The following is a 24,193-nucleotide window of genomic DNA, read 5'->3' on the forward strand; positions in this document are numbered from 1 at the left end:
CCGCCGGACCGCCGGACGGGGTGCCGGGTGGGATACCGGCCGCGGCGGGCCCGGGATCACCGGCCCGTCCAGCGCGGGTGGGACACCTATCCCGCGTCCCACCGTGTCCGGACGTTCCACCGGTGCCGGACCGGACGGCGGGACGGTGATCGTCGCCTGAACACGGGCTCCGGACACCTCGCCGGGCGCGGTCTGCGCCCGGCCGGCCTCGGCGGCCGGCGCGTCGGCGGAGCGGGTGTCGGCGAGGAGGTAGAGCAGGTGCGCGACGACGGCCGCGGCGATCGCGGGCCACGCCCCGACACCGAACCGCAGCACCGCGTCCGCCTCGACCGGCGGCGCCCCGGGCGCCGGGGCGGGCCCCGCAAGGAACATCGCCTGCGCCAGACCCGACAGCCCGGCGGCGACGATCACCACCGACCAGGCGTAGCGGGCCGCGCCGCCCCGCAGCCGAGCGGTCGCGGTGTAGGCGACCAGCGCCAGGCCATCGGTGATCAGCGGGTAGATCCACGCCACCCCGACCGGGACCCGCGCAGCCACCGCCACCTCGAACAGGCCGTGCGCCGTCGCGACCGCGGCGCCGATCGCGACGGCCAGGCCCGGAAGCCACACCGCCGCCTGACCCCACCGCCCCGCACCACTACTGGTGGTCATCCGAGCGCACCCCCGATCGGGCTCGCGACGGCCCGAGCGGGCTCGGGTGGGGCTTGGTCGCGGTGCTGCGCCCACCAGCCGGTGATCGCGGTTGCGTGCTCCAGCCCGGGCACCGGGACCGGCGCTCCACCGGGGGCCGACCAGCCGGGGCGGGTCTGGTGGGCCTCGATCGAGCACGACCCCGCGCTCTTGCGGATCCGGGCGGTCACGCCGGGGCGCTGGCGGTCGTGCCAGTCCCCGGCCGCGGCGACCGAGGCGTCGGGGCCCTGGTAGGCGGCGAGCCAGGCGTGCATCAGCCACAGCAGTTCCTCGACCACGTCCGGGTGCCAGAGCCAGCACTCGGGCAGCACCGAGGCGCCGTCGGGGTAGCGCAGGAACACCACGCCGAGCCACGCGGTCAGCTCGTCGACCAGCCCGGCAACCTCGCCGGGGTCGGTGGGGGCGAGCAGCCACGACGGCGCCGGCGGCTTCGTCTTCCTGCCAATCACGGTCTTCAACGTGTCTGCGGTCCGGGCGGCCATCTCGTCGAGCCGGTCCACTCGGGCGGTGAGCGGGTCCAGGCCGTCGACCCGGCGGCGGAGTGAGTCGACCTCGCGGGCCAGACCGGCCACGACGACCTCACTCGCCGAGCCCTCGGGGGTCTGCGGGGGTGGGGGCATCACCGCTCCCACCCCGCCCCGTCTACGTCCGCCGCGGGGGCCCGCCCCGCGGGCCGCTCCTCGGACCCTGCCAACTCGACGGCGTCGGCCTGGGTCTGGCGGACCAGCTCGCAGACCCGGTTCATCTCGGCCTCGGTCAGCGGCCAGACCCCGCCCTCGGCCGCGTGGTCGGGGGTGAGCCACAGCCCGCCCGCGAACGCCCCCGGGCCCTCGTCGAGCACCCGGCCCCGGTCACTGCGCTCGTCGGTGCACACATCCTCGCGCGGGTGGCCGTCGTCGGGGGTGTTCACGCGGTCCTCCTCGTCGTCCTGGTGCTCGGTGGTGTCGGGACCGTGGTTGGGGCGCTGGTCGGTGCGGTGGTCGAGCGCGGCGGCCTCGGCCGTCGCTTCGGCGGCCAAGACACGGGCGTCGTGCGCAGCCGTGGCCTCGCGGTGCGACCGCTCCCGGGCGACGATCACCAACCGGGGCTGCGGATCACACGCGGTCCGGTTGGTCAGCTCGTCCAGGCCGACCCGGTGAGCGCGGTAGCCCCACATCTCCGCGTCCGAGTGCAGCCCGGCCAGCCGGTCCCGCTCGGTGATCGCCGACGTCCCACGCGCCTCGCGCAGCGCCGCGATCGCAGCGGCGCCGGCGCGGGTGCGGGCGGCGGCGACGGTCTCCCCACCGGTGAAGTCGACCCAGCCGAAGCGGGCGCGGGCGTCGTCGAGATCGAACTCGTCGAGGTGCCACCCCGACGACGGCCGCCCGTGGGCACCGGTGGCGTCGCGCAGGTAGGAGGCGACGACCTGCTCGGCGTCCGCCCGGCCCCCGGGCAGCTCGGCGGCGAGGCGGTCGACGGCCTGGGCCGGGGTCCACAGCTCGTAGCGGTCGTTCATCGCTGCCACCGCCCGTCACCGGTCGGGCCGTCGGGGCCGTCGCTCGGAGACGGTTCGTGCAGCACGACCTCCTCGGCGACCTGGTCGACGTCGTTGCCGCGGCGGATCGCACGCAGCTCGGCGAACATCCGGTTCGACGACCGCACCCGCTCCAACGTCTCTCGGAATCGCTGCGGCCAGTGCGCGGCGAGCACCACCAGAGCGCGTTCGAGCTGGGCGTCGGCCCACACCCGGATCGCCTCGTTGCGGCGATGGCGGCGGGACTCGGCCTCGACGCGGCGCATCAGCCGCGCCCGACGACGGACGTCCAGGCGCTTCCACGCCATCCGGACCCGGCCGATGACCGGGGCGATCCCCCGCCGGATCACCACCACCCGCCCGGCAGGCAGGTTCGCGATCTGGGCCGGGGCGAGCACCGGTACCTTCCGCACGCTGCGGGAGGCGACCCGGCCGTGCTCGTCCGTGGTGGAGACGCGCTCGTCGCGCTCTCCGGCGAGGGTGGACCAGAACTCCAGGTCCGCCTTGTCCCGCGTCCCGCCGAAGATCATGACGGCGGCGGTGTTGTTGAGGATCGTGGCGGCCTTGTGCTCGCCCCAGCGGGCGAGGAGCTGGGCGCGGGACTGGAACGCGCACAGGATCGTCACCCCACGCCCGCCCATGTCGGCGGTCCAGGACTCCAGCGGGACGGGGCTGATCAGGGCGGCCTCGTCGAGGAACAGTCCGAGCGGCGGGTCGAGCCGGCCCTTCGGCTGCCCGGCCGCCAGCCGTCGGGCTTCGCGGGCGATGTGGCCGGTGAGGGCGCAGACCAGGGGTGCGGTCTGGGCCTCCTCGGCGCCGAGCAGGAACACCGTCGCCCGCTCCTCCAGGAGGCGGGCGACGTCGAACCCCGCGCCCGGCTCGGCCGCCGCCGCAGCGGCCGGATGGGTCAGCCAGCCCAGGGCGGGCATCACGCTGGAAGTGATCGAGCTACGGGTGCGTTCGTTGGTGGTGACGAACTGCATCGCGTCCTGCTCGAACGCGGTCACCCCGGAGCGGCGCAGCAGGGCGGGGACCTCGCGGCCGGCGGCGTCGGGGTCGGCGACCCACCCGAGGACGTCGGCCATCCGACGGTCGCCGAGTGCGGCGGCGTGCAGCAGGGCTGCGAGGACGCGGCGGGCCTGACCGTCCCAGAACTCCCGATCCCCACCACCACCGGAGGCGACGGCGGCGAGCATGTCCGTCGCCCGCTCCGTGGCCGTTACGGGGTCGGTGCAGCCGGTGAGCGGGTCGAACGTGATCGTGCTCGTGCGGTCGCCGAGCCCGGCGGGGTTGAACACGAACACCTCACCCCGGGACTGGCGGCGCAGCGGCGCGCACAGATCCAGCAAGTCCGTGCGGGTCGAGGTGACCAAGGCGGCGCCGGGGGCGTCGAGGACGCGCCCGGCCAGCCAGCCCGTCTTCCCGGTCCGGGGACCGCCGACGACGATCACTACGTCCTCGACCAACGCCCACACCCGCAGCGCCCCGGTGCGGCACAGCTCGACCGCGGCCTCGGTGGTCGCGAGCCGCCACCGCTGCATTCGGGGCAGCTCGGCCAGCGAGGGCCGGACGGTGCCGGTACGGCGGCGGACAGCGAGGGTCCCTGCGTGGCGGAGGATGTCCAGCGACGAGGCCACTCCGACCTTGCGGCGGGACCGGGACGCCCAGCGGGAGACGGTGGCGGAGGAGCGGGTCCAGCGGTGCCACACGATCGCCAGGGCCAGCGCGGCCACGGCGACGAGGGCAGGCCAGGACAGAGCGGTGACCATCGTCGCTGCCGGGAGCAGTGCGACCGCGGCGAGGCCGGCGGCCAGACCGCGGGCACCGCGCGACCAGGCCAGCAGCGCGCCTCCGGCGAACGCGGCCAAGACCAGAGCGGTGGAACTGAACAGGATGCTCATCAGTCCTCCACCCCCGTCCGCTCGACCCACGCCGCGACGTCCGCCCGGTGGCGGGTGCAGGTGTCGGCGTGGCCGGTCTCGTTGTCGGTCGGGTGGGACTCGAACGGGCCGTCGTCGGTCACCTGTTCGCCGCACGTGGTGCAGCGCCAGTACGCCGACGGCGTCCGCCACGACCGGATCCCCTCGCGCTCGGGGTCCGGGACGCGGCCGCACACCAGCCAGTCGAACGCCGCCTCCCCCACCGGCACCCCACCGGTCGGCAGGCCCAGGACCGCGCCGATCTCATCCCACGACCGCCCGGCCGCCCGCGCGGAGCGGGCGTAGTCGTAGAGCTGGGCCTCGGCCACCGTGCGGGTAAGCAGCGCGGCCCGGACCCCGGCCAGCGGGTCGTCGAGCCTGCGGTCGGGGAAGATCGTGAACCCGGGGATCGGGACCTCGGACTCGGTCGTGCCGAGCACCTCGACCGCGATCCGGCGGACCAGCTCCCGGATCCGACCGGCGGCCTGCCCGGACTCGGTAACCCCGAACGTCTCGCTCATCACCGACCACCCCCGGCGGGGATCGCAAGGGCGGCGGCCCAGCGGTCCACGGTCCGGCGGGTCACGCCCAGCGTGCGGGCGATGTCGCCGCGGTCGGCCCCGGCGGTGAGCGCCGTGTGGCCCGCGGCGATGACCGGGGCCCGGTCGGCACGCGGCGACGGGCCGGGCACCACAGCGGAGCGCTCGGCTCGACCGGGTCGGCGGGGCGTCGCCCGGCGGGCGCGGCGGCGCTCGTCCTCGGTCAGCCCACCGGCGATCCCGTGCGGCTGCTCGACGTTGGCCCACGCCCGGCATGCGGCCAAGACCGGGCACACCCGGCACACAGCGAGCGCCCGCCGCTCCGCCGCCGCCAGAGCGGCACCGTGGGTCGGAGTCGGGAAGAACAGATCGGGCTCGACGTCCCGGCAGGCCGCGCGGGCCGGCCAGTCCAGCTCCTCGCCCCGTGCGGGGACCGGGTCTACGGTGAACACCTCTCCTACCTCCATGTGTTGGTTGGTGAGAGCGGCCCGGCGGTCGTGTTCCGCCAAGATCCCGTCGCCGGGCCGTCCCATCTCCTGCGTCTGCTGCTGCTCGTTCACGGCTGTCCCCGCTCCGGGGCTCGGGCTGGGGCCGTGAACAGCCCCAGCAGCCCGTCCTCGATCCGGCGCTGCTCGTCCCGTTCGGCCGCGGTGTCGCGGCCGGTGCGGGCGCCGGGGATCACCTCGGCCAGGTGCGCGAGCCGGACCGGCCGGGGCCGGCCGTCGAGCAGGCACACCGCGATCTGCCGCGACGGGCACTCCTGGCGGCGCAGCACCGGCCACCCGCACGCCGGGCACCGGCCCGCACCCGGCACGTAGTGCTCGACCACCACCTGCAGCCGGCCCGTGCGACCGGTCAGGCGCAGCAACCGCGGGTCCAGGTCCTCGGGTCGCGCGACCCGCTCCGGCGCCGTCCACTCCGGCGACGGACGCCCGGTCACGCCGACCACCCACGCGCCTCGTCCAGGGCCGCGGTCGCCCTGGCGTCGGTGAGGCCGTAGCGCAACGACGCCGCCTCGACCGGCTCCGGGACCCGCCCGAGCGCGTCCGGGCACAGCACCGACCCGTCGAGGTGGGAGAAGTCCGGGCAGCGGCCGGCGCGGGCGGGCCACCCCGAGGGCGGGGCGTCGACGACGGGGCCGGCGCAGCCCGGGCACACCAGGTCGGTCACGTCGACCAGGTCGACGGGGTCGTCGCCCAGGTCCACGATGGGCGGGCCGGGCAGGAAGATCGCGGTCATGCTGGCCTCCAGAAGTGGTGAGGAGGGTCGGCCGGTCCGGCCTCCCGGTGGCGGCGTCCCGTCCGCCACCGCGCCGTCAGGCGCGCACGGCCTCCGAGGCTCGGACTCAAGGGCCGGCCGAAGGTCGGTCGCGCAGCGACGCGTAGCGCCAGCGGAGCGCCCTTGAATCTGAGTGAGGCCGGGCCAAACTCGGGCCGGACGGCCCTCCGCCCCGCCGCAGGCGGGTCCACCAGTGGTCTCGGCCCGCCCGGCCGTGAGGGCGAGGTCTCCCGCTCCGGGACCGGCGGCCGCGGTCACGACCCCGCCCCGGTGGTCCCGGCGCTGTTCAGCGCAGGTGTCGCCGCCCGGTCGAACGCCGAGATGAACGTGCTGATCGCCTCCGGCAGCCCGGCACCGACGGGCGTGGCGATGAACAGCGCCAGCGCGATCAGCGAGAAGGCGACCGCGCCGATCGCGACCCGCGCCTTCGCGCAGATGAACGCCCCGAGTACCGCACCGAGGATGAGCACACCGACGCTGCCCATCAGGACGCGCTCCCCCGGGTCGCGGGGACCCACGCGGCGACATCGACAACGGCCTGCTGGCTGACGGCGGCGCTCACCATCTCGTCGAGAACCCGTGCCGGGATGATCAGTCGGCCGCGGACTCGGAGCGCGGGGAATTCACCATCGCGAATTGCGCGGTACAGCGTGACGGGCGAGGTTCCGATCAACTTCGCGGCGTCGGGAACGCTGTAGAAGGTCGGGCCGACCGCCGCGGCGGTGTCGACACCCTCCCTGGTAGACGGACTGTTCACTGGGCTTCTCCTCTCGAACTACTGCTCCCTGTTGGGCAGTGGAGATAGCCTGAGTCCTGTTCTGACGTAGAACCCGGAAGGAAATTCCGGGGTACTTCCGGCCAAGTCGGGGAGGGTGGTTGCCATGCGCGGAATGACGACGGCGATGGCCATCGGCGAGCGGATCGCCTTCTACCGGCGGCGGCGTGGGCTCTCGCAGCTTGTGCTCGCCGGTCTCATCGGTCGGACCGAGGACTGGCTCAGCAAGGTCGAGAACGGGCGGATCGACCTCGATCGGCTGTCGGTCATCCGGCGGATCGCCGAAGCTCTCGACGTCGCGATCGGGGATCTGGTCGGTGAGCCGACCCTCCTCGAGTGGACGGCGGACAGCGGGGTTCAGACCGTCCCCGCGCTCCGCTCCGCCCTCATGGACTACCGGCAGATCACTCCGCTACTCGCGGGCCCGGCAGCTCCGGGCGAGGCAGCCGACCTCAACTCGCTGGAGGCGGACGTCTCGGCGATCTTTGACGCGTACCAGGCGAGCCGCTACGGCTACGTCACCGGCCGGACTCCCCTGGTCCTCAGCGACGCGCTGACCGCTGTACGCAACGCGGAGCAGGCGGACCGTCGGAGGGCGCTCGCTCTGCTGGCGCTCACCTATCAGGTCGCGGTGTCGGTCCTGACGAAGCTGGGAGAGACCGACCTGGCGTGGATCGCGTCCGAGCGCGGTCTGGCTGCAGCACAGGAGTCGGAGAGCCCGGTTGTACTCGGCTCGCTATTCCGGTCCGTCGCCTACGCCCTGCACTCGATCGGGAGGTTCGCGGCGGGCGTCGACCTCGTGCGGACCGCGGCGGGCGTCCTCGAAACGCATCTGAGTAGCCGGACCGACGAGTCCTTCCTCTCGGTCTACGGCACGCTGTTCCTGACCGGGGCCGTCGCTGCGGCTCGGGCCGACGATCGAGCCTCGGTGAACGCCTTCCTCCGCGAAGCTGAGGACAGCGCGCACCGAGTCGGGCACGACACCAACGCGATGTGGACGGCGTTCGGACCAACGAACGTCGCTCTCCACCGCATGACGACGGCGCTTGAGCTCGGCGACGTCCAGGTGGCGGTCGACCTCGCGCCCACGATCGACGCCTCGGGCCTTCCTGCTGAGCGTCAGGTGCGGCACGCCATTGAGACGGCCCGGGCCTACGCGGCGAGAAACCGCCGCGACGACGCTCTCTCGGTGCTGCTCCAGGCCGAGCGGATCGCTCCGGAGCAGATCCGACACCATGCCCGCAGCCGTCAGCTCGTCCTCGGATGGGTGAAGACCAATCGAGGGCATCGGGATACCGCACTCGACGATCTGGCGGGCCGGCTCCGCCTCGTCTGATCGACCCAACGAAGGTCACTGGGACGAGCGCTGCGCGACCGACCCAAACCCGGCGCCGCGGTCGTCCACATCGGATCCGCCGCGGCCGACATGTGATGCCGGCGGCTACAGCGCCGGTCCGCACCCCTGGATCGTTAACCTCGCGGTTCTGTCCCGACCGGAGGAACATCACGGTCAGCAAGGTGCTTTCCAGCTACGTCGCCGACACCGAGTTCTTCTTCAACCAGCTCTCTGACGACCGCCGGAAAGACCTACCGAGTACGCGCTCACACGTCGCGCCGCCGCCCTCGGGCCACCGCCCAGCTCACCGCTGGGAGGGTGCGAGCGGCACCACCCACTGACCACACGACCACACGGCTGTCCCCTGCCAGCGCAGTTGGGGGCCAGCCCTACCTTCTCGCGCTTCCCGCCTTGCACGCTCGCGAACGACCGCGAGAGCAGGTCCCAGGCCAGCAGCACCCAGACAGCAGCAGTCGTAAGCTCGCACGGTGTCTGACCCGAGCGAAACGTTCGCTACCCCCCGCGTCGCCGCAGGCGCCCTCTTCCTCGACAACAGCAGCCGGATCCTGCTCGTACACCCCACCTATAAGGACACCTGGGACATCCCCGGTGGGTACGTCGAGCGCGGCGAGTCGCCGGCCGCCGCCTGCCGCCGAGAGATCGCCGAGGAACTTGGGCTGGACCGGAACCCCGCGGCGCTGCTCTCCGTCGACTGGGCACCGAGTGAGAAGGAGGGCGACAAGCTCCTCTTCATCTTCGACTGCGGCCAGATCGGCGAGGACACCAAGCGGATCCAGCTCGCGGAAGACGAACTCGACAGGTGGGCGTGGGTTGCTCTCGGCGATCTTGACTCTTACGTCATCCCGCGGCTTGCCCGTCGTCTGCGCTCCACTGCCGAGGGCGGACCCCGCTACTTGGAACACGGCGGGGCCCTGAACAGCGCTTACTAGACCGCACACCGTCCCGGTCTTCTAAAGCGGGTGCCGCAGGTTCGAATCCTGCCGGGGGCACTACACCGTGACCAGCGGAAACGCTGTTCAGACACCGGTCGGAAGCCGAGATCCCACGTCGTGTCCCGCGGCACCGGACCAGGTGCCGCCGGCATCTCAGTCGCGCTGTTCGTCGCCGCCGTCGTCGTCAGGGATGCCTCCAGAGCTATTGCGAGCGCCGCGTGAATACCGGCGCGCTTGTCTCATCGCGTACAGATGCCCTGCTCTGAGTCGTCGATGTACCACTGGGGCGCGATCAGGTGCGGATAGCGGCCGCCGAGTTCGGTCAGCTGGGCTTCGATCGTCTCCTGGCAGTCGGTGTGCGCGAAGACCGGGAAGAACCTGCCCGACGCTCTGTCCGCGAGATGAGCCGGTTGCACGAGCAGATCGAGGATCCGGCGCCGTCGCCGATGGGCGTCATGGGCATCGCGCAGGGCAGGGCCGTCGAGCCAGCACAGTGACCACAGCCCCGACACCGCCGCCGATGTGCGGATCCCCATCGGTACCACTGGTGGAGGCCCTCCCGAGGGGCCCAGGACGGTGTCGGTCTCGTGGCCGCCGCCCGGGAACAGCGTGGGCAGGCCGGCGTCGAGGCCGCGGCGGACCCAGATGCCGAGCAGGGGGGCGTTCCGAGCCGGGTCACCGACGTAGCGTCGCTGGTGGGCCAGGTACTCACTCGCCTGTTCCACGGCGACCTCCGCGTAGTCCACGCTCGGGATCAGGAGAAGCGCGGCCATTTGGGTACCTCTCTTCCTTCGTACTGTTCTGTCACTCGTGGCCCCGGGGGAGGCCGGGCGGCTAGAGGTGCGCCGCGTGGGTCGTCGCTGCGGAGGCGTCGGCTCCGGGCTGCCACAGCTGCCACCCGGTGGGGCTGTAGCGGTGCCACGTCCCGCCGGCATGTTCCTGGGCAGCGAGGCCGACCCAGTCGTTGCCGAACATGTGGTGCAGCACTGCGTGGCGGGCGATGAGGGTGTCAAGCCTGGACAGCGGCGCCTGTACGAGGGCGAGCAGACGTTGTGGCTCGTGCCGGATGTGGTGTCCGTCGGTGAGGGACTGCCAGGGCAAGCCGGTCCGGAGGTCGCTGGTGGGACCGGACATCACCCCCAGGCCACCGCCGACGACGTTGTGCTGGGCCTTGCTGCCCGCGCCGAAGGCGTCCTGGTCGACGGCGGCGAAGTAGTACTGGCTGTTGATCCAGTGCGCGACGACCAGCGGCGCGGTGAGGATGGTCTCCAGGACGGAGCCGGTCGGGTCGAGGTCGGCGTCGTAGTCGTGGAGGAACACCCGGCTCCGCAGATCGACGCCGCGGGTGCGGGCGCGGGGCGCGATCAGGAAGGCCGCGTTGTCGGCGAGCCCCCATTCCGGGAAGACCTGGGCCCAGTCCCGGGCCCTGGCACGGGTGTGGCGCGCCGCGCGCCGGGGCTGGGCACGCACCGGGGCTCCCGGCAGGACGGCGCACCGTTCCGCGGCCAGCCGGGCACCGGCCGTGCGGAGGTCGGCGGTGAGCGCGTCGACGTCGGGGCGGTGGGTGTCGGGCAGGAGGTGGGTGTCGAGCAGGCGGACGGTGTCGGTGGTGGTGTCGTGCTCGGCCGCGACGAACCAGGTGTCACCGGGGACGGAGATGCCGTGGTCGGCCAGGTGCAGGCGGACCTGCGGATCGTTCAGCAGAGCCGCGGCGGTGCGGGCGTTGGGGCCTCCGGGGTGGCCGCCGCAGGCGCCGCAGTCCAGTGCCGCCTGGTACGGGTTGTTGTCGGTGTGCGCACCGTGCCCGCAGAGCACCACCAGCCGCGCGAAGCCGCCGGTCAGGCCCATCAACGTCAGCATCGTCTCGGCGGTCGCGGCCCGTTCGGCGACGGTGAGGTCGTCGGCGACCGAGATCTCGGTCTGCGGGGCGGGAGCGATGCGGCGGGCCCACCACGAGCGAGCGGCACCGGCGGCGCCGGGGGCGAAGGTCTTGGCCGCGGCAAGTGGCCCGGCCAGCCACCCGGCGGCTTCGGCGAGCACGAACGGCGCCACCAGGTCGTCCTTGGCGGCGTGCAGGGAGTTCTCGGCCGCGGCGAGCACCCGCCGCCCGGCCAGTGACCGCTCGGCCGCCCGCTGCCGGCCGGGAGAGGGAAGCTCGGTGACGGTGTGCCGGGGAGCGATCGGGCCGGGGCACTGGGCCCGCGCGGTGCCCCCGGCGAGGTCGCGGTACCGCATGGCGACGGCGAAGAACCCGGCGAAGCCCAGGGTCCGGTAGTTCCCGAGGGTCTCCAGGTGCCGGCGCAGCCCTTCGGAACGAGGGTCGATGCAGCACACCACCTGCGCCTGCGGCCGGGCGTCGGGCTGCTCGGGCAGGGGGCGGTCGAGGAGGCGCAGCAGCCGGCTGCGGTAGTGCTCCTCGTAGGCATCCAGCCAGACGAGTGCCCGCTGGTGCACCGGCAACTCATCGAGGAGCTCCGCCAGCGCGGTGCGCTGGGCGGCGTGGGTACCCGTGATCTCCAGCGCCGACAGCAGGTGCTGGGCCCGGCCGAGCGGATCGACGGTGGCCTGCCCGACCTCGGACAGGTCGGTGCGGGCCAGGGCCCAAGCGGTGCCGTGGGAATGGGTGCCGGCGAGCACCGCGGCTTCGGCGCCCAACCGCAGCGCGAGGTAGTCGACGAGGTCGATGCCCTCATCCGCCTGCTCCCCGCGCCACCGGACGTGGGCGGCGAAGCCGGGAAGGCGGGTCAGGTGGGCCTGCAGGTAGTGGGTCCTCCGGTCGTCCGGGACACCGAGCGCGGCCAGCGCCTCCAGGACCGCGTCCTCGGCGCGCTCGGGCAGGTGCCGCAGCCGCTCCCGCACCGGCCGGGGCAGCGTCGTGTCGTGGGCGGCCAGCGCTCGCCACGCGGGGTAGAAGCCGCGATCCCGGCCCGGCATCCGCCAGGTGGCCTGGCCCTCGTCCAGGAAGGCCGAGCACCACTGGATCGTGTGGGTGTCGAGCAGACCGGCGAGGTCGGGGGCCAGTGCCTCTGCGGCGGTGCGTGCCCGACGGTGCGGCGGGGGGCAGGCGATGCCCCGCTGCAGGTCGGCCAGCAGCAGGTCGACCGGATCGTGGACACGGTCGCCGAGGGCGAGCGGGCTCCGCCGCAGCACTGCGGGGTGGCGGCGGGTCAGCGCAGCGCGCAGGTCGTCGTCGGTGATCCGGCCGCGCTGCCACGCGGCCCGCAGCCAGGTCTCGTCCGGGGTGGCTCGCGCCCCCAGCAGGTCTCCGGCGTGAGTGGCCGCCTCGCTGAACGGGCGGTCCAGCAGGCCGAACAACGGGTTGACGGCGATGAAGTCGGCCAATGGCCAGGTCGAGGCCAGGAACGCGGCCGCGTCGGCGATCTCGGCACGCACTGCTTCCGCCCGCGTGACGACGTCGGTCACCGCATCGAGGTCCAGATCGGTGGCGGGGCTGGTGGTCATGGCTGGGAACCCTTCTGAGCGAGCACGACGGGACCGTCGGCGATCTGTGCGGGCGTGGGGAACCGGAGGCGCCGTCTGCGCCCAGCGGCCGGTGAACCGCGGGTCATGCCCGCGCCCCTTCCGGCCGAGGCGCTGGTCGTGGGCCCGGTACCGGCCGCGGCAGGTGCGTCGGGGCGGTGGTCGGCGTGCGCTGTTGGCCGGCGGACAGCGCCGCCACGTACAGGCGGTCGCGCCAGGGGCCGAGACCGATCGCGGGCGCCAGGTGGAACAGCAGCGCCGCCGTCACCAGCACGGCGAGCACGGCCATCAGGGCCCAGGCCGACACCGCGGCGGGCTCCATCGCGGGCAGGCTCGGCCCGAGGACCACGGTGACCGCGTCCACCACGGCCAGGTATGCCACGGCCGCACCCGGCACCACGATCATGGCCGCGACCAGAGCACCGGGGGTCGGGTGACGACGCAGCCAGCCCCACGCCAGCCGCGCGGCGGTGACTGCGGCGAAGACCAGCAACGCCGCGCTGCCGGCATGCAGCGGGAGCAACCAGGCCGCGACCCCCACCGCCGCGACGGCGACGGCCCCGGCGACCACTGCGACCTGCACCGTCCGCGCACGAGTCAGCCGAGGCGCGGGTGGAGCCAGGGTGTGGGTCACATGGCGCTGCACCGCGGTCCCCGAACCGAGGAACAGCGCCGCCTTGAACAGGCCGTGTGCCACCAGGTGCACCACCGTCGCCGCGTAGAGGCCGAGCCCGCAGGTGACGAGCATGAACCCCATCTGGCCGATCGTGGAGTGCACCAGCGCACCCTTGATGTCGGGGCGGGCGAGCATGATCGTGGTGGCGGCCACGACGCTGACGGCTCCGAAGGCGAACGCCAGGTGCGTCGCGACCGGCGACGCACCGACGATCGGCGAGAGCTTCACCAGCAGCACCCCGCCGGCGTTGACCACACCGGCGTGCAGCATCGCCGACACCGGGGTCGGTGCCGCCAGGGTCGCGGGCAGCCAGCGGTGCCAGGGCATCTGCGCGCACCGCACGGCCGCGGCGATCACCAGCGAACAGGCCACCACCGTGCCCACCACGCCGCCGAGGGTGCCATCGTCCTGGTGGCGCAGGTCGAGATCCCCCCACGACGCGACCGCGAGACCGACCCCGAGCCACAGCGCGACGTCACCCACGAGGAACGCGCGTGCGGTGCGGCGGGTGGCCTCGACGGCCGAGGGTGCCGGGCGGTACATGCCCACCAGCCGACACAGGACCACCCCGCTCAGCGTCCACGCCACCGCGAGGGTGACCAGGGTCGCCGCGGTCACCATCGCCGCGGTCGCGGCGGTCAGTGCCCCCGCCGCGACGGCGAAGCGGGCCGCAGCCGGGTCACCGTGCAGGTAGCGGCGGGCGAAGGCCTGGACCACGGCGCTGACCGTGCACACCAGCAACAGCACGACCGCGCCGACGTGGTCGACGACCAGCCCGGCCCGTGCCTGCCCGTCGGGATCGGCCAGCACCATGTCGACCGGCCCGCCGACCATCACCGTCACGGCCAGCACTCCCGCCAATGCGGTGGCCACCAGCGCCGCTGCGGCACCCAGCACGGGTGCCCGACCCCGCAGCCACCGGATCGACCCGGCCGCGGCCGCGGCGGCGGGTACGGCCACGACGGCGAGCAGCATCATCCCCGTCATCCCCGCGCACCTTCCCGATCCGTGCGCGCCGTCTCGGCGTCAGCAACCCGACCGGGCGCCCCCGGCACGGTCCCGCACAGGTCCGCCATCTCGTCGTCGCCCATGACACCCACCTCCCAAGCACGCTGTCGTTTACACGTGTTCTAATACGCGACATGATTAGTACGACACAGATGACGCGTATTAGGAAGCGTGACAAGCGTTACCTCGGGGTCGGTACAGTGGACGCCATGCAGGGGTGGACGTTTCTGACAAACCACGCCCACGTACTGCTGTGCGTGGTGCGGGATCCGGAGGCGCGACTGCGCGACGTGGCCGACATGGTGGGCATCACCGAGCGGGCGGCGCAGCGCATCGTGGCCGATCTGGTCGAGGCGGGATACCTGGAACGGACCCGACAGGGACGCGGCAACCACTACCGGCTGCACCCCGACGTGCCGCTCCGGCACCCCATGGACCGCGACACCGCCATCGGGCAGCTCGTCACCCTGCTCACCGGCATCGACGCCCGGTCCGGCGACGTCGCATGACCCTCGCCGTGCACCCCTACGCGGGCGCACGGATCGCACTGGCCACGCGGCATGGCAAGCAGCGGGCCCTCGGGCCCGCCTTGGCGCGAACCCTGGGCATGCGTCTCGTGCTCGCCCACGACGTCGACACCGACCAGCTCGGCACCTTCACCGGGGAGACCCCCCGCACCGGTACGGCGGCAGAGACCGCGGTCCGCAAGGCGCGCCTGGCGATCGAGTCGACCGGCCTCGGCCTTGCCGTGGCGAGCGAAGGCTCCTACGGCCCGCACCCGTCCGCGCCGATGTTGGGCGCCGGCCAGGAGATCCTCGCCTTCCTCGACACGGTGCGGGACATGCACATCCTCGAGAGCCGAACGACGCCGACGAACTTCGGCCACACCACGACCACCCGCATCGACGAGGAGACCGACGCCTACCTGACCCGCATCGGTTTCGGAGACCACGCGGTCGTCGTCCGCCCCCACAGCTCTCCCGAAACGGGCGCGATCCCCCTCCACAAGGGCGTCCGTACCCGCGCCGGCCTGTGCGTGGCGATCGGCCGGTGCGCCGCACACTCCGACGACGGCCTGGCGCGGGTGGAAACCGACATGCGCGCGCACGTCAACCCCACCCGCATGCGGGAGATCGGCCTGCTCGCAGATCGACTCGCGTCACGCCTGGCCACGCTGTGCCCGGCCTGCGGCGCCCCCGGATACGGCCCGGTGGGTCACGAACCCGGTCTGCCCTGCGACACCTGTGGCGAGCCGACCTGGCTCACCCTCGCGACGATCCACGGGTGCGCCCGCTGCTCGCGTCGCAGCCGCCACCCCCGCCAGGACGGCCGTCGCGGCGCCGATCCCACGTTCTGCGAGTGCTGCAACCCCTGACCCCGTGAACGACGCCCGCGGCGCCGACCCGTCAGCCTCCTGCGGACGGGCCGCCGCACGTCCGAAGGAGAGTCACCTCCGTGATCCCCATGACCGCCGCCACGATCGCCGCCGCCACCGACGGCCGTCTCGTCCCGGGAACCGAACCGTCGACGACGGTGACCGCCCCGGCGAGCATCGATTCCCGCCGCGTCCACCCCGGCGGGATCTTCGCCGCGCTGCCCGGTCGGCGCACCGACGGACACGACCACGCTCACGCGGCCCTCGCCGCGGGGGCCGCGCTGGTCCTCGCCGGACGTCCGGTACCTCCCCCGGCCGTCCAGGTCGCTGACGTCACCCGCGCGCTCGGACACCTGGCCCGCCACGTCTCAGAACGCCTACAGGCAACCGTCATCGGGATCACTGGCTCAAACGGCAAGACCACGACGAAGGACCTCGCCGCCCAGGTCCTGACACACCGCGGCCCTGTCACCGCCACCGACCGATCCCTCAACAACGAGCTCGGCTTCCCGCTCACCGTCCTGCGGGCCACCCCCGACACGCGCTACCTCGTCCTGGAGATGGGCGCCCGGGGCCGCGGCGACCTCAGTCACCTGTGCGACCTGGTTACACCCCATGCCGGAGTCGTGCTCAACGTCGGCACTGCCCATCTCGGCCAGTACCCCGACGGGCAGGCCGGGATCGCGCAGGCCAAGAGCGAACTCGTCACCGGACTCCCCCGCGCCGACGACGGCGGGCTGGCCGTGCTCAACGCCGACGACCCGCTGGTCGCCGCGATGGCCCCTCTCACCCCCGCCCGCATCGGATGGTGGAGCGGGCGCCCCCGCCCGGACTGCGTCTACGCACAGGACGTGCACGTCACACCACAGGGCCGGCCGTGCTTCACCGTGCACACCCCCGACGGCTCCGCACCCGTCGCGCTCCGTCTGACCGGCCGCCATCAGGTCGGCAACGCCCTCGCGGTCGCCGCACTCGCCCACGGACTCGGCCTCGACCACGACACCATCGCCCGCGCCCTGAGTGCCGCCGAACCCCCTGGTGGTGGACGCATGCAGACCATCGTGCGCGGAGACGGAGTCACGCTCCTCCACGACGCCTACAACGCCAACCCAGACTCCATGACCGCCGCCCTGACCACCCTGAGCAGCATGTCCGCCCGCCGGCGGATCGCCGTCCTCGGTGAGATGGCCGACCTGGGCAGTCACGCCGCCCACGCCCACCACCGGCTCGGGCTGGCCGCCGCGCGAGCCGGACTCGACGTCCTGGTCACCGTCGGCACCCAGACCGCGCCCCTGATCGCCGACGCGGCCGGCACCGGGTGCCGCTCCCTCGACGTCATCTCCGTTCCCGACGCCGAGGCCGCCCGCGCCGTGCTCGAGCCGATCCTTCGTGCCCATGATCTCGTCCTGATCAAGGCGTCCCGAACAGCCCGTCTCGAACAGCTCGTCGCCGCGCTCGGCGGCCGCTGAGCTGCATCGCACTACGGCCCGCTCGACGGATTCGATCACCGATCGACGCTCTCGGCCCCCGCGGGCCGGGTCCGGTGAGCAATGGACGGAGAGAGGCGCTGACCACTCCTGTCCCGGGGTCAGCACAGCCCTGTGTGGGGCCGCTCGTGGGACGAACCACAAGGCATCCGAGACCACCATGGACAGCACCCGAGAACCTCAGGCCCCGGTAGTACCGCCGGGGCCGGTGCGGATCACACACCGGCCCGGCCTCCTAAAGCGGGTGTCGCAGGTTCGAATCCTGCCGGGGGCACACACCGGTTCCGAGACCGCTTCACCGGCGGTTTCGCCTTGTCCGGCCGCGTGATCGGTGCGCACTGGGGTTGCCACCCGGCCGGGGCGTCCAGTACGTCCCATGCCGGCGTGATCGTGATGGTCGCCGTGTCGGATCGTCGCTGTCCATGTCGCCCCGTAGCCGGCCGTCCGCCGAGCGCCGCCGACCAGCAACGCCGGAACGGCCGTTCCCGTTACGGACCCACTTCCGGCGTACAGGGCCACCGTCGCACTCTCGGCCGTCTCAGGCAGACCTGAAGGCGGTCCGATATGCGGTGGGTGTGACACCGAGGGCACGGTGGAAGTGGCGGCGCAGAGTCGCGGCCGTTCCCATGCCGCAGTTGCCGGCGATCTGGTCGATCGAGGCGTCGGTGCGTTCGAGGAGTTCCTGGGCGCGGGCGATGCGCTGGCGATGCAGCCAGTCGAGCGGGCTGACCTCGTGTTCGGCGTGCATCCGACGAGCGAGTTGGCGAGTGCTGAGGGTGGCATGTTCAGCAAGGTCGCGCACGGTCAAGGGCTGGTCGAGGCGGGCGCGGGCCCAATCCAGGGTAGGCGCAAGCCCGTCGGAGCCGCGCGGCTCCGCCGGCGGAGCGATGAACTGGGCCTGCCCGCCACGGCGATGCGCGGGCACCACCAGCTGCCGGGCGATGCCGGCGGCGGCAGCGGCGCCGAGGTCGCGGCGCACCAGATGGACGCACAGGTCGAGTGCCGCGGTCTTGCCCGCGGAGGTGAGGACGTCGCCGTCGTCGACGTATAGCACGCCGGGGCGGACGTCGATCCGCGGGTAGCGCTGTCGGAGTTCGGCAGCGTGCATCCAGTGGGTGGTCGCGGCGCGGCCGTCGAGCAGGCCGGCAGCGGCCAGCAGGAACGCGCCCGTGCACAGCGACGCGATCCGGATACCCCGCCCGTGAGCGACGGAAAGGGCATCGAGGAGGACCGGATCCGGGTTGTCGTCGAGATCGTCCGAGGAGGGAACGACGACGATGTCCACGTCTGCGATCTCGGCGTACGAGACGGTGGGAAGGTGCTCCAGCCAGGGGTGGGGCGCGCCGTCGGCGGTGCCGACGACGAGGTCGTACCACTCACCGGTCGGCGACAGCTCCGAGCGGTCGACACCGAAGATCTCTGCGGCGATCGCCACCTCGTAGAGCATCGACGAGCCATGCATGATCAGCGCGACCCGAGGCATGTCCGAAAATATACGCACGCTGTCATTTCGGACGCTGGTGCGCCCGCAGAGTCGTCACGACGCTGGTGACATGAAGACGAACGAACGAGTCCTCGTCTACGGCGCCTCCGGCCACACCGGACGCTTCGTCGTCGATGAGCTGTTGCGGCGCGGCCTCGCGCCCGTGTTGGCCGGTCGCAGCGTCGACGGCATCGCCCGCTCCGCCCGGTACGACGCACTCGACCTGCGGGCGGCGGGCGTCGACGACTCCGACGGGCTTCGTCGGGCGGTCGAGGGGAACGCGGTCGTGATCAACTGCGCTGGACCGTTCCTCGACACCGCGCTTCCGCTCGCCCGCGCCGCCGTCGAAGCCGGTGCCCATTACCTGGACGTGACCGCCGAGCAGCCGGTCGTGCAGGCCCTGTACGACGAGCTCGATGCTCCCGCCCGAGCGGCAGGTGTCGCAGTGGTCCCGGCGATGGCGTTCTACGGCGGCCTGGCCGATCTGCTCGTCACCGCCGCGCTCGAGGGCGACACACGGGCCGACGAGGTCACGATCACGATCGGGCTGGACCGATGGTGGCCGACCGCCGGCACGCGGGCCACCGGCGTCCGCAACACCGCCACCCGTCTCGTGATCCGCGACGGCACCTTGACCGCGCTGGAGAATCCCGCGCCCACCGGCACCTGGTCCTACCCCGCACCGCTGGGCGTCCAGCCGGTCGTGGAGCTGCCGTTCTCCGAGGTCATCACGATCGGGCGCCATCTCGACGTCGGCGAACTCCGCTCGTACCTCAACGCCGCTCCGCTCGACGATCTCCACGATGCGCACACTCCGGCGCCGTCCGCGATCGACGAGGAAGGGCGCTCGGCCCAGCAGTTCGTCATGGATGTCGTCCTGAGTCTCGGCAACGAGAGACGGCGAATCAGCGCAACCGGGCGCGACATCTACGCGGCGACCGCACCGATCGTGGTCGAGGGTGCCGCTCGGCTTCTCGAAGGGCTCTACCGCGGCCCCGGTGCTGGTGCTCCCGCCGAGATGTTCGACGCGGCCGGCGTGCTCGGCGCCCTCGACCGGAGCGGTCGCGCAATCGCCCTGCGGGCCGATCTGCCCGTCGCCGGTCCCTGACCCGTCGCCGCCATGAACGAGACGACGGTGGTGCGGCTCAGTTCCCTGGACTTCGGGGCTGAACAGGGTGTCGAAGGGTGACACGTCACAGACCGGACGGACCCGGCGCGGGAATCCACGAAACGGGCTCGCGCCGGATCCCGGCGGGCCCGGAGACGGCGACGCGGGGTCGAACGCAGCCAAATGTTCGGTCATTTATGTGATGGAGCCAACTCTCGTCGAGGCGCACGCCTCGACCGGCTCGGACGAGCTCGCCTCGAGGCCCGGGTGACCGACGAATAGGCAGCACAGGGGGCGATCACGGCGCCAGGACGCCACCCCGGGCGCACCCGCGAACCCGCGCCGACGGGACCGGCCGACGGTCGACGCCGACGCACCGTCTAATGTACGGTCATTTCATCACCGTCGGATCGCCCGGAGGGCATCATGGGAGCGGAACCCGTCGAGACCGGTGCGTGGCAGCGCAGCGGCGACCTCGTCTTCAGGCAGTACTACCTGGGCTGCCTGTCCCAGGCGTCCTACCTGATCGGCGACCGGGGCTCCGGCCGCGCCGTCGTCGTCGACCCGCAACGCGACATCGCGCTCTACCTCGCCGACGCCCGGGCCGAGGGCCTGACCATCGAGCGCGTCCTGGAGACCCACGTGCACGCGGACTTCCTCTCCGGTCACCTGGAGCTCGCCGCCGCCACCCGCTCCCCCATCTCCTACGGCGACGCCGCCCGCGTCGAGTTCCCGATCGAGCCACTCGCCGACGGGCAGGTGCTGTCACTGGGCTCGGTGAGCCTGGAGGTCCTGCACACCCCCGGCCACACGCCGGAGTCGATCTGCCTGGTCGTGCGCGACGAGCCGGGCGCAGCCCCGTGGGGCGTGCTGACCGGCGACACCCTGTTCATCGGCGACGTCGGCCGTCCCGACCTGCTCGGCGGCGCCGGCTGGTCCGCCGAGGAGCTCGGCCGCGCCCTCTACCGCTCCACCCGGCGCCGGCTGCTGACCCTGCCCGACGCGACCCGCGTCTTCCCCGCCCACGGCGCCGGATCGGCGTGCGGCAAGAACCTGTCCACCGAGACCTCCAGCACCATCGGCGAGCAGCGCCGCACCAACTACGCACTGGCCCCGATGGACGAGGACACCTTCGTCGCCGCCGTCACCGAGGGCCAGTCGGTCGCCCCGATGTACTTCGCGCACGCCTCGCAGCGCAACCGCGAGGCCCGGCCGATGCTCGACGAGACCTCGCCCGTCCCGGCGCTGTCGCTGCCACAGGCCGACGAGCTGATCCGCTCCGGAGCCACGCTGCTCGACACCCGCGACGCGGCCGACTTCGCCGCCGGTCACCTGCACGGCTCGGTCAACGTCGGCCTCGGCGGCCGGTTCGCCGAGATGGTCGGCCAGGTCGTCCCGGCCGGGACCGATCTCGTCCTGGTCGGCGACCCCGGCACCGCGGTCGAGGCCCGCAACCGGCTCGCCCGGATCGGGTTCGACCGGGTGCGCGGCGAGCTCGACGGCGGGATCGCCGGCGTCCCGCCCGAGCGGCTGCGCCCGGCCGGCCGGATCACCGCCACCGAGCTCGCCGACCTGACGGAGCGGCCGCAGGTCGTCGACGTCCGCGGGCCCGGCGAGGTCGCCGGGACCGGTCTGGTCCCGGGCGCGGTCGCGATCCCGTTGCCCGCCCTGGTCGCGCGGCTCGGCGAGCTCGACCCCACCGCCCCGACCGTCGTCTACTGCGCGGGCGGGTACCGATCCTCGATCGCGGCATCGTTGCTGCGCGCCCGCGGCTTCGCCCGGGTCGACGACCTGATCGGCGGTTTCGGCGCCTGGGCCGACCGCACCCGCCCGGTGGCGACGTCGAGCACCGCCCCCGAGGTGGTCGCGGACGGGGCCGGAGCCTGAGATGATCACCGGCCGACCCGCCCGGGTCCTGCACGTCCGCCGTCCCATTTCATGATCGAGAACGCCGGCGGTGAGCCCGCGGCCGGGTCCCGGCCCCGGCCTGATCCCGTTCCCACGACCTCCGAGGTGCCGATGTCCCACCCCCAGACCGACGGAACCGGACCCCGCACCGTCTCCGCTGCCGACCTACGCCGGTGGCCGCAGGCACTGGTGATCGATGTCCGCAGCGCCGCCGAGTTCGAGGCCCAGCACATCCACGGCTCCTATCACGTGCCCCTCGCCACCCTCGCCGAGCACGCGGCCGAGCTCGCCGGTCATCTCGACGACCCGGCGTCCCCGCTGGTGCTGGTGTGCCAGTCCGGCGTTCGCGCCGAGCAGGGGCGACGTCACCTGGCCGCCGCCGGCCTGGACCGCGCCCGCGTGCTCGACGGCGGGGTGCCGGCCTACGCCGCGGAAGGGGGCCACGTCGTCCGCGGTCGGACGGCCTGGGCCCTGGAGCGTCAGGTCCGGCTCGTCGCCGGCTCGTTGGTGCTGACCGGCATCCTCGGCGGTCGCTTCGTCTCACCGAAGTTGCGACTGCTGGCAGGTGGCATCGGCACCGGGCTGACCTTCTCGGCGCTGAGCAACACCTGCGCGATGGGTGCGATGCTGGCGAAGCTGCCGTTCAACCGGGACGCCGTCGAACCCGCACCGGCCGCGGTCGTCGACCGGATCCGGCGGCGCGAGCCGGGCCCGGTCCGCTAGGCCGGCCGCCGGCCGTCGACCGCTCCGGTCCGGGGCGTCCCGGGCTCCGGCCGGGTCGCACCCGGCGACGGCGTCAGCCCGGCGAGCAGGTCACGGACCAGCCGGTCGATCTCGTCGCGGATCGGGCGGACGGCGTCGACGCCCTGCCCTGCGGGGTCGTCGAGCCGCCAGTCGAGGTAGCGCTTGCCGGGAAACACCGGGCAGGCGTCGCCGCAGCCCATGGTGATGACGACGTCGGAGGCCTCGACGGCGTCGGTGGTGAGCTTCGTCGGGACGGCGTCGGCGAGGTCGACTCCGATCTCGGCCATGACCTCACGCACCGCGGGGTTGATCGTGTCGGCCGGGGCGGACCCGGCCGAGCGGACGACGACGGCCCCGGCGGCGTGCCGGGCGAGCAGGGCGGCGGCCATCTGGCTGCGGCCGGCGTTGTGCACGCAGACGAACAGCACTTCGGGCACGTGGGTCATGACGGAACTCCGGTCCGGGTGACGAGGCGGCGGCGCAGCCACAGGGAGACGTAGACCAGGGCGACGAGGACGGGCACCTCGATCAGCGGGCCGACGACCCCGGCGAGGGCCTGGCCGGAGGTCACGCCGAAGGTGCCGATGGCCACGGCGATGGCGAGTTCGAAGTTGTTGCCCGCGGCGGTGAACGCGAGGGTGGTGGTGCGTTCGTAGCCCATGCCCAGGGCGCGGCCGAGGGCGTAGGACCCGGCCCACATCAGGACGAAGTAGACCAGCAGCGGCAGTGCGATCCGGGCGACGTCGAGCGGCCGGGAGGTGATGGCGTCGCCCTGCAGGGCGAACAGCAGCACGATGGTGAACAGCAGGCCGTAGAGCGCGAACGGTCCGATCCGCGGGATCAGGCGCTCCTCGTACCAGGTGCGGCCCCTGGCGCGTTCACCGATGCGGCGGGTCAGGTAGCCGGCGAGCAGCGGGATGCCGAGGAACACCAGCACGGACGTCACGATGTCCCAGGCGGAGAACGCGACCTCGGTGACGGGCAGGCCGAGCAGGCCGGGCAGGGCGACGAGGTAGAACCAGCCCAGGGCACCGAAGGCGACGACCTGGAACACCGAGTTCAGCGCGACGAGGACGGCGGCGGCTTCGCGGTCGCCGCAGGCGAGGTCGTTCCAGATGACGACCATCGCGATGCAGCGGGCCAGCCCGACGATGATCAGGCCGGTGCGGTACTCGGGCAGGTCGGGCAGCATCAGCCAGGCCAGCGCGAACATCAGGGCGGGCCCGAGGACCCAGTTCAGCACCAGCGAGGTGACCAGCAGGCGGCGGTCGCCGGTGACCGTGCCGAGGCGGTCGTAACGGACCTTGGCCAGGACCGGGTACATCATCACGAGCAGGCCGAGTGCGATCGGCAGCGAGATCCCGCCGACGGCGAGCGCGTCGAGCGCGGGGGCGACGCCGGGGACCAGACGGCCGAGCAGGAGCCCGGCGATCATGGCCGCGACGATCCAGACCGGCAGGAACCGGTCCAGGGTGGACAGACGGGCGACGACGTCGCCGCGGTTCGTCGTGGAGCTCATCGGGTCGCCCGCGCGACGCTCCGGCCGGTGGCGCTCGGGGCGAGGACGCCCGCGAGGCGGCCGAGGACGTCGGGCAGGACCCGGTAGTAGATCCACGTCCCGCGTCGTTCCCCGGCGATCAGGCCGGCCTCGCGCAGCACCCTGAGGTGATGGGAGATCGTCGGACCGGACAGCTCGAACACGTCGGTCAGGTCGCAGACGCACGCCTCGCCCCCGGCGTGGGAGGCGATCAACGACAGCAGCCGCAGCCGCACCGGGTCGCCCAGCGCCTTGAACACCCGGGCGAGGTCCGCGGCCTGCCCGCCGGACAACGGCTCGGCCACCAGCGGGGAGCAGCACTCGGGACCTTGCTTCGACATCCCTCTATCTTGACAACCATCGAATCAGCGACGCAACCTCTGT

At 73.1% G+C, this 24,193-nt stretch carries 24 protein-coding genes and 1 pseudogene; 8 read left to right on the forward strand and 17 right to left on the reverse strand.

From position 1 onward, the window contains the following. The 10 genes and pseudogenes from ABD160_RS03140 to ABD160_RS03185 all read right to left on the reverse strand — a co-directional run. Positions 1 to 651 (reverse strand): annotated as a pseudogene (locus tag ABD160_RS03140) (hypothetical protein); the annotation flags it as partial. After that, on the reverse strand, positions 648 to 1,310 hold the full coding sequence (locus ABD160_RS03145) for a hypothetical protein (protein WP_073577779.1): 663 nt from the start codon (positions 1,308 to 1,310) through the stop codon (positions 648 to 650). The gene ABD160_RS03145 and the pseudogene ABD160_RS03140, both read right to left, overlap by 4 nt. After that, positions 1,310 to 2,185 carry a hypothetical protein gene (locus ABD160_RS03150; RefSeq protein WP_073577569.1) on the reverse strand — a complete coding sequence of 292 codons (876 nt, stop codon included), beginning with the start codon at positions 2,183 to 2,185 and terminating at the stop codon, positions 1,310 to 1,312. Before ABD160_RS03150 ends, ABD160_RS03145 begins: the two co-directional genes overlap by 1 nt. Next, positions 2,182 to 4,104 carry a type IV secretory system conjugative DNA transfer family protein gene (locus tag ABD160_RS03155; RefSeq protein ID WP_073577568.1) on the reverse strand — a complete coding sequence of 641 codons (1,923 nt, stop codon included), beginning with the start codon at positions 4,102 to 4,104 and terminating at the stop codon, positions 2,182 to 2,184. Before ABD160_RS03155 ends, ABD160_RS03150 begins: the two co-directional genes overlap by 4 nt. Beyond that, positions 4,104 to 4,643 (reverse strand): hypothetical protein, encoded by a 540-nt coding sequence (locus ABD160_RS03160; protein ID WP_073577567.1) that lies wholly within the window; start codon positions 4,641 to 4,643, stop codon positions 4,104 to 4,106. Before ABD160_RS03160 ends, ABD160_RS03155 begins: the two co-directional genes overlap by 1 nt. Beyond that, positions 4,643 to 5,128, reverse strand: a complete 486-nt coding sequence (locus tag ABD160_RS33275; RefSeq protein WP_425563571.1) for a WhiB family transcriptional regulator — start codon at positions 5,126 to 5,128, stop codon at positions 4,643 to 4,645. Before ABD160_RS33275 ends, ABD160_RS03160 begins: the two co-directional genes overlap by 1 nt. Positions 5,129 to 5,217: 89 nt before the next feature. Continuing rightward, the gene (locus ABD160_RS03170; RefSeq protein ID WP_125911257.1) at positions 5,218 to 5,601 is read right to left on the reverse strand and encodes a hypothetical protein; all 384 of its coding nucleotides are present in this window, start codon (positions 5,599 to 5,601) and stop codon (positions 5,218 to 5,220) included. Then, on the reverse strand, positions 5,598 to 5,900 hold the full coding sequence (locus tag ABD160_RS03175) for a hypothetical protein (protein WP_073577565.1): 303 nt from the start codon (positions 5,898 to 5,900) through the stop codon (positions 5,598 to 5,600). Before ABD160_RS03175 ends, ABD160_RS03170 begins: the two co-directional genes overlap by 4 nt. A gap of 293 nt (positions 5,901 to 6,193) precedes the next feature. Beyond that, positions 6,194 to 6,424 (reverse strand): hypothetical protein, encoded by a 231-nt coding sequence (locus ABD160_RS03180; RefSeq protein WP_073577777.1) that lies wholly within the window; start codon positions 6,422 to 6,424, stop codon positions 6,194 to 6,196. Continuing rightward, on the reverse strand, positions 6,424 to 6,696 hold the full coding sequence (locus ABD160_RS03185; RefSeq protein WP_073577564.1) for a helix-turn-helix domain-containing protein: 273 nt from the start codon (positions 6,694 to 6,696) through the stop codon (positions 6,424 to 6,426). Before ABD160_RS03185 ends, ABD160_RS03180 begins: the two co-directional genes overlap by 1 nt. Positions 6,697 to 6,829: 133 nt before the next feature. Between ABD160_RS03185 and ABD160_RS03190 the strand changes: the two genes are divergently transcribed. Both ABD160_RS03190 and ABD160_RS03195 read left to right on the forward strand, forming a co-directional pair. Further along, positions 6,830 to 8,050 (forward strand): helix-turn-helix domain-containing protein, encoded by a 1,221-nt coding sequence (locus ABD160_RS03190; RefSeq protein WP_073577776.1) that lies wholly within the window; start codon positions 6,830 to 6,832, stop codon positions 8,048 to 8,050. A 488-nt stretch (positions 8,051 to 8,538) separates the two neighbouring features. After that, positions 8,539 to 9,000, forward strand: a complete 462-nt coding sequence (locus tag ABD160_RS03195) for an NUDIX domain-containing protein (protein ID WP_073577563.1) — start codon at positions 8,539 to 8,541, stop codon at positions 8,998 to 9,000. 242 nt (positions 9,001 to 9,242) lie between these two features. On the opposite strand, the gene ABD160_RS03200 is transcribed toward ABD160_RS03195, so the two are convergent. The 3 genes from ABD160_RS03200 to ABD160_RS03210 form a co-directional block, all read right to left on the reverse strand. Beyond that, the gene (locus ABD160_RS03200; RefSeq protein WP_073577562.1) at positions 9,243 to 9,776 is read right to left on the reverse strand and encodes a hypothetical protein; all 534 of its coding nucleotides are present in this window, start codon (positions 9,774 to 9,776) and stop codon (positions 9,243 to 9,245) included. 61 nt (positions 9,777 to 9,837) lie between these two features. Continuing rightward, positions 9,838 to 12,465 (reverse strand): DUF2309 domain-containing protein, encoded by a 2,628-nt coding sequence (locus ABD160_RS03205; protein ID WP_073577561.1) that lies wholly within the window; start codon positions 12,463 to 12,465, stop codon positions 9,838 to 9,840. Between the two features lie 103 nt (positions 12,466 to 12,568). Continuing rightward, positions 12,569 to 14,146, reverse strand: a complete 1,578-nt coding sequence (locus ABD160_RS03210) for a proton-conducting transporter transmembrane domain-containing protein (protein WP_344018084.1) — start codon at positions 14,144 to 14,146, stop codon at positions 12,569 to 12,571. A gap of 230 nt (positions 14,147 to 14,376) precedes the next feature. Between ABD160_RS03210 and ABD160_RS03215 the strand changes: the two genes are divergently transcribed. The 3 genes from ABD160_RS03215 (at position 14,377) to ABD160_RS03225 (ending at position 17,011) form a co-directional block, all read left to right on the forward strand. Beyond that, a complete protein-coding gene (locus tag ABD160_RS03215) occupies positions 14,377 to 14,676 on the forward strand; it encodes a helix-turn-helix transcriptional regulator (RefSeq protein ID WP_073577775.1) in 300 nt (99 codons plus the stop codon). After that, positions 14,673 to 15,542, forward strand: coding sequence for a DUF6671 family protein (locus ABD160_RS03220; RefSeq protein ID WP_073577559.1), 870 nt, complete (start codon positions 14,673 to 14,675; stop codon positions 15,540 to 15,542). Before ABD160_RS03215 ends, ABD160_RS03220 begins: the two co-directional genes overlap by 4 nt. An 89-nt stretch (positions 15,543 to 15,631) precedes the next feature. After that, positions 15,632 to 17,011, forward strand: coding sequence for a UDP-N-acetylmuramoyl-tripeptide--D-alanyl-D-alanine ligase (locus tag ABD160_RS03225; protein ID WP_304580201.1), 1,380 nt, complete (start codon positions 15,632 to 15,634; stop codon positions 17,009 to 17,011). 556 nt (positions 17,012 to 17,567) lie between these two features. On the opposite strand, the gene ABD160_RS03230 is transcribed toward ABD160_RS03225, so the two are convergent. Then, entirely contained in the window at positions 17,568 to 18,512 is a 945-nt protein-coding gene (locus tag ABD160_RS03230; protein ID WP_344018085.1) for a GlxA family transcriptional regulator, read from the reverse strand. 70 nt (positions 18,513 to 18,582) lie between these two features. Between ABD160_RS03230 and ABD160_RS03235 the strand changes: the two genes are divergently transcribed. From ABD160_RS03235 to ABD160_RS03245, 3 genes are all read left to right on the forward strand, one after another. Then, entirely contained in the window at positions 18,583 to 19,620 is a 1,038-nt protein-coding gene (locus ABD160_RS03235) for a saccharopine dehydrogenase family protein (RefSeq protein WP_344018086.1), read from the forward strand. Positions 19,621 to 20,046: 426 nt separating this feature from the next. Continuing rightward, positions 20,047 to 21,507 carry an MBL fold metallo-hydrolase gene (locus ABD160_RS03240; protein WP_344018087.1) on the forward strand — a complete coding sequence of 487 codons (1,461 nt, stop codon included), beginning with the start codon at positions 20,047 to 20,049 and terminating at the stop codon, positions 21,505 to 21,507. 132 nt (positions 21,508 to 21,639) lie between these two features. After that, the gene (locus ABD160_RS03245) at positions 21,640 to 22,251 is read left to right on the forward strand and encodes a rhodanese-like domain-containing protein (RefSeq protein WP_344018088.1); all 612 of its coding nucleotides are present in this window, start codon (positions 21,640 to 21,642) and stop codon (positions 22,249 to 22,251) included. On the opposite strand, the gene ABD160_RS03250 is transcribed toward ABD160_RS03245, so the two are convergent. Genes ABD160_RS03250 through ABD160_RS03260 form a run of 3 tightly spaced genes read right to left on the reverse strand, consistent with a single transcriptional unit; the run spans position 22,248 to position 24,150 of the window. Further along, positions 22,248 to 22,718, reverse strand: a complete 471-nt coding sequence (locus ABD160_RS03250) for an arsenate reductase/protein-tyrosine-phosphatase family protein (protein WP_344018089.1) — start codon at positions 22,716 to 22,718, stop codon at positions 22,248 to 22,250. The two genes, ABD160_RS03245 and ABD160_RS03250, sit on opposite strands and share 4 nt — an antisense overlap. Further along, on the reverse strand, positions 22,715 to 23,791 hold the full coding sequence (gene arsB, locus ABD160_RS03255; RefSeq protein ID WP_344018090.1) for an ACR3 family arsenite efflux transporter: 1,077 nt from the start codon (positions 23,789 to 23,791) through the stop codon (positions 22,715 to 22,717). The genes ABD160_RS03250 and arsB overlap by 4 nt, the downstream gene beginning before the upstream one ends. After that, complete coding sequence (locus tag ABD160_RS03260; protein ID WP_344018092.1) at positions 23,788 to 24,150, reverse strand: ArsR/SmtB family transcription factor; 363 nt, start codon at positions 24,148 to 24,150, stop codon at positions 23,788 to 23,790. Before ABD160_RS03260 ends, arsB begins: the two co-directional genes overlap by 4 nt. Positions 24,151 to 24,193: the final 43 nt, after the last annotated feature.

Source organism: Pseudonocardia kongjuensis (assembly GCF_039526905.1).
GTDB lineage: Bacteria > Actinomycetota > Actinomycetes > Mycobacteriales > Pseudonocardiaceae > Pseudonocardia > Pseudonocardia kongjuensis.